The following is a 4,408-nucleotide window of genomic DNA, read 5'->3' on the forward strand; positions in this document are numbered from 1 at the left end:
TGGGAATTTTGTATGACGATGAACGATAATTGGGGATATTTTCCGTCAGATACCAATTACAAGCCAATCTCACAAATCATCCGGACTTTTGTTGAAGTTATTGCTTCGGGAGGGAATTTATTATTGAATGTCGGTCCAAAACCTGATGGCACCATCGGCGATCCAGAAATGGAGCGTTTGGAAGCATTGGGCGAATGGATTAATAAGCATGACTCGGCGGTATTTAATTCTAAAGCTGGTTTGCCTTACGGACATTTTTATGGGCCAACCTTATTGAGTAAGGACGAAACCAAAATCTATTTGGCATTATTTGATACGCCTAATAATTACATTTCATTAAAAGGCATTCAAAATAAAGTGAAATCCATCAAAGTTGTCGGCAACGGTCAAGAATTGACTTTTGAAAGAAATGGTGGTGCAGCTTGGAACAATATCCCTGGGATTTTAAGAATAGAAATACCAAAAGCTGAAAACTTGGATGCCAATGTGACTATTTTGGAAGTGGAGTTGGAAGGTCCTTTAAAATTATACCGTGGACATGGTCAGGCGGTGGAGATGAATTAGGGTTGAGAAGTAAGAAAATAGAATATAGAGCATAGACGTAAGGCTAAAGGACATAAGACGTATGATGGTTTTGTGAAAATAAAAAGTGCTTAGTCTTAAGTCCTAAGTCGTGCAGTCTTATGTCAGTTTGGCTAAAGAGTATAGAGCATAGAAAATAGACTTAAGACATGAAGACGTAAGACGCATGACTTATTCGTTTTGATTAAGAAGATTTTTTCATACGTCGTAAATTATAATTTTACTTTATCTAAAAGAGGATAGAATAGAGAGAAAAAGACTTAAATTAACTCAGTTGTTTAGAAAATGATTGAACCTTGGCGAAGACAAATGAAAATATCGAATACTATCTTGATCCAAAAAACGATAGGGATTATCTTCAGGATTTGCTTTTGAATATAAAAGAGGCTTATGAAAATGAGAGATTAATTACCTTCAAAATTGTAGAAGCAAAAGAAAATGGATTTGTTGTAAAAGTGAAAGGTTTATTCGCTTATGTTGGTCATAAGTATTTTTGTTGGTCTTATCCTACAGTAGAGTTTTGGAACCATATATCTGCTACCCTTGTGGGAAATTATTTCCGTGGTAAAATTTATAGTTTTTCAGGAGATGACCCCATATCGATTAAAATAGATGCAACAGTCCATAAATTTGGAACACCCCATTTTATTAAAGCGGCCAGCTACCAAGGTATTATAGTGCGTAAAGTAAAATTTGGTTTTTTTGTGGATTTAGGAGTGCATTTTAGTTGGAGATTCGGTTCAATTTTAGGTTTGATCCATAGATCTAACTTAAAAAATGAAATGGATTATGAAAATTGGAAGGTAGGAGATAAAATTAGAACATTTTATTACGGATTAAACAAGGAGGGGAAATCAGTGCTGGTGAATAACCCAGAACGAGCAAAATGGATCAATGGAGAAATGGATGCGTTAATTGGCACTATTCAAAAAATAAAAGTTGTAAAAAATGAAAATGGCTATCTGGAATTTTATGTTTTGGATAAATACAAGGCCTATTTTCCTATAACCAAAATACTGTATCCGGATTCTAAATCTGCTGTGAAGGCCTACTTTAAGGGTCTGAAAAACGGAGACATACTAGATGGCGAAGTGATTAAGATTAATATAAGAAAGAGTGCATTTGTCCTAAAATTGTTAAGTGAATTTGTAATAAAATAAATAAACACAATATGCGGTTTGAGGATTTTTGTGAAATGAAAAGCATTTGATCTGTTTATTAGAGGAAAGAGCTTATAAATAGAACATAGGCTTAAGATATAAAGACATAAAACGTATAACATAATAGTTGGAATGAAGTGTATTTTGTCCTTTTTCATAAGTCAAATGATCTTACGTCCTAAATCCCGCCAACAAACAAAACGGCTGTGGTGAAGCCCTCAGCAAAAAAATTGAATAATGATGAGAAAATTGATTTTTAAACAAGCTTGGATGATTTTGATTGCTTTTTTATTAAGCATAACAATGGCCAAGGCTCAAAACAACAGCTATATTTCCAGTAAGGATTTGGTCGATTTTGTGAATCCTTTAATGGGAACAGATTCGGCTTTTGATTTATCCAACGGAAATACCTATCCCGCTATTGCAACGCCTTGGGCCATGAATTTCTGGACGCCGATGACTTCCAAAATGGGCGATGGCTGGACGTATAAATACCGCGAAAATAAAATCAGAGGTATTAAACAAACACATCAACCAAGTCCGTGGGTCAATGATTATGCGGCATTTTCGTTGATGGCCGTTACGGGCGATTTGAAGTTTAATGAAGATGAACGCGAATCCTGGTTTTCACACAAAGCAGAAACGGTAACGCCATATCATTACTCGGTGTATTTAGCCGATTATGATGTGGTTGCTGAAGTGGCACCAACAGAACGCGCCGCCAGTTTTAAATTTACGTTTCCAGAATCTGAAAATTCTTATATTATTCTTGATGCGTTTAACAAAGGATCGATGGTGAAAATTATTCCTGAAAAACGCAAAATCATTGGTTATTGCAGAAATAATAATGGCGGCGTTCCTGACAATTTCCATAACTATTTTGTAGCACAATTTGACACCGATTTTGAACTCAATCACACGTGGAATGACGGTTGGCAATTAATCGAAAATTCGACCAGTAGCGAAGGTGATCACGTAGGTGCCATCATCGGATTTAAAACTAAAAAAGGGCAAGTTGTTAATGTAAAAGTAGCATCGTCGTTTATTAGTTTAGATCAAGCACAGCTAAATCTTTCAAGAGAAATTGGAACAGATACTTTTGAAAATACTAAAACAAAAGCAAAACAAGCTTGGGAAACTGAGTTGGGCAGAATCAAAATTGAAGATGATAATATTGACAATATAAGAACATTTTACTCCAGTTTATACCGTGTTTTATTATTTCCACGTAAATTTTACGAGTTTGATGTCAATAATAACGTGGTGCATTACAGTCCTTATAATGGCAAAGTATTGCCGGGATATATGTTTACCGACAATGGATTTTGGGACACATTTAGAGCGGTGTTTCCGTTTTTTAATATGATGTATCCTGAATTGAATGGCAAAATCATGCAAGGTTTGGCAAATACGTATAAAGAATCCGGTTGGCTACCAGAATGGGCAAGTCCGGGACATCGCGATGTGATGATCGGTTCCAATTCGGCACCTATTATTGCAGATGCATTTTTAAAAGGCGTAAAAGTTCCGGATGCCGAACTTTTGTTTGACGCCATGCTTAAAAATGCAACCGTTGCCGATGGACGACCTGTAAATTCAGTGGGTCGCGCCGGACTTGAGTATTATAATAAACTGGGTTACGTACCTTATGATGTGGATGTTAATGAAAATGCTGCCAGAACTTTAGAATATGCTTACGCTGATTTTACTATTGCCAAAATGGCAGAAAAAATGGGCAAAACAAAACTTGCCAAAAAGTATTACAAGCAAGCCATGAATTACAAACATCTGTTTGATCCATCGACCAATTGGATGCGTGGAAAAAATAAAGATGGTAGTTTCCAATCGCCGTTTAATCCCTTAAAATGGGGCGATGCATTTACCGAAGGCAACAGTTTACATTATACCTGGTCGGTTTTTCATGACATTCAAGGGTTGATCGATTTGATGGGTGGAAAAACACAATTTGTAGCCAAATTGGATGAGGTTTTTGAAATGCCACCAAAATTTGACCATTCATATTATGGTTTTACCATTCATGAAATCCGTGAAATGCAAATTGTCAATATGGGAAATTATGCCCACGGCAATCAACCGATTCAACACATGATTTATTTATATAATTATGCCAATCAGCCGTATAAAGCTCAAGAGAAAATTAGAAATGTGATGGCCAAATTATACGCAGCAACCCCAGATGGTTATTGCGGCGATGAAGATAACGGACAAACTTCGGCGTGGTATGTGTTCAGCGCTTTAGGATTTTATCCCGTAACGCCGGGCGGTGTTGATGAGTATGTGATTGGAAGTCCGCTGTTCAAAAAAGCAACACTGCAATTGGAAAACGGAAATATCTTTGAAATTTTTTCAAAAAAAAATTCAGAAAAAAATGTGTATATCCAAAGTGCAACATTGAACGGAAAACCATACAACAACACGTTTTTAAACTTTGATGATCTTCAAAAAGGAGGAACTTTAGAATTTAATATGGGATCTAAGCCAAACATAAATTGGGGTGCTTCCGATGAGAATGTGCCCTATTCACTAAGCACAGAAAATAACAAACTTAAAAAATGAAAAACATCAGATTATTAACAATACTCTTGGTTTTTTGTGGCACGATTAAAGTTGTCGCCCAACAACTGGTCGATTATGTAAATCCGTTT

3 protein-coding genes are annotated in these 4,408 nt (G+C 36.0%); all 3 read left to right on the top strand.

Annotated elements, in window-relative coordinates; translation table 11 throughout:
* A partial coding sequence (locus tag VNJ50_RS00945) for an alpha-L-fucosidase (protein WP_325578168.1) occupies positions 1-564 on the top strand: 564 nt, incomplete at its 5' end.
* 314 nt (positions 565-878) lie between these two features.
* The gene (locus tag VNJ50_RS00950) at positions 879-1,742 is read left to right on the top strand and encodes a S1 RNA-binding domain-containing protein (RefSeq protein WP_325578170.1); all 864 of its coding nucleotides are present in this window, start codon (positions 879-881) and stop codon (positions 1,740-1,742) included.
* Positions 1,743-1,982: 240 nt separating this feature from the next.
* Complete coding sequence (locus VNJ50_RS00955) at positions 1,983-4,319, top strand: GH92 family glycosyl hydrolase (protein WP_325578172.1); 2,337 nt, start codon at positions 1,983-1,985, stop codon at positions 4,317-4,319.
* The last annotated feature ends 89 nt before the right edge of the window (positions 4,320-4,408 follow it).

Source organism: Gelidibacter sp. (assembly GCF_035577925.1).
Lineage (GTDB): Bacteria > Bacteroidota > Bacteroidia > Flavobacteriales > Flavobacteriaceae > Gelidibacter.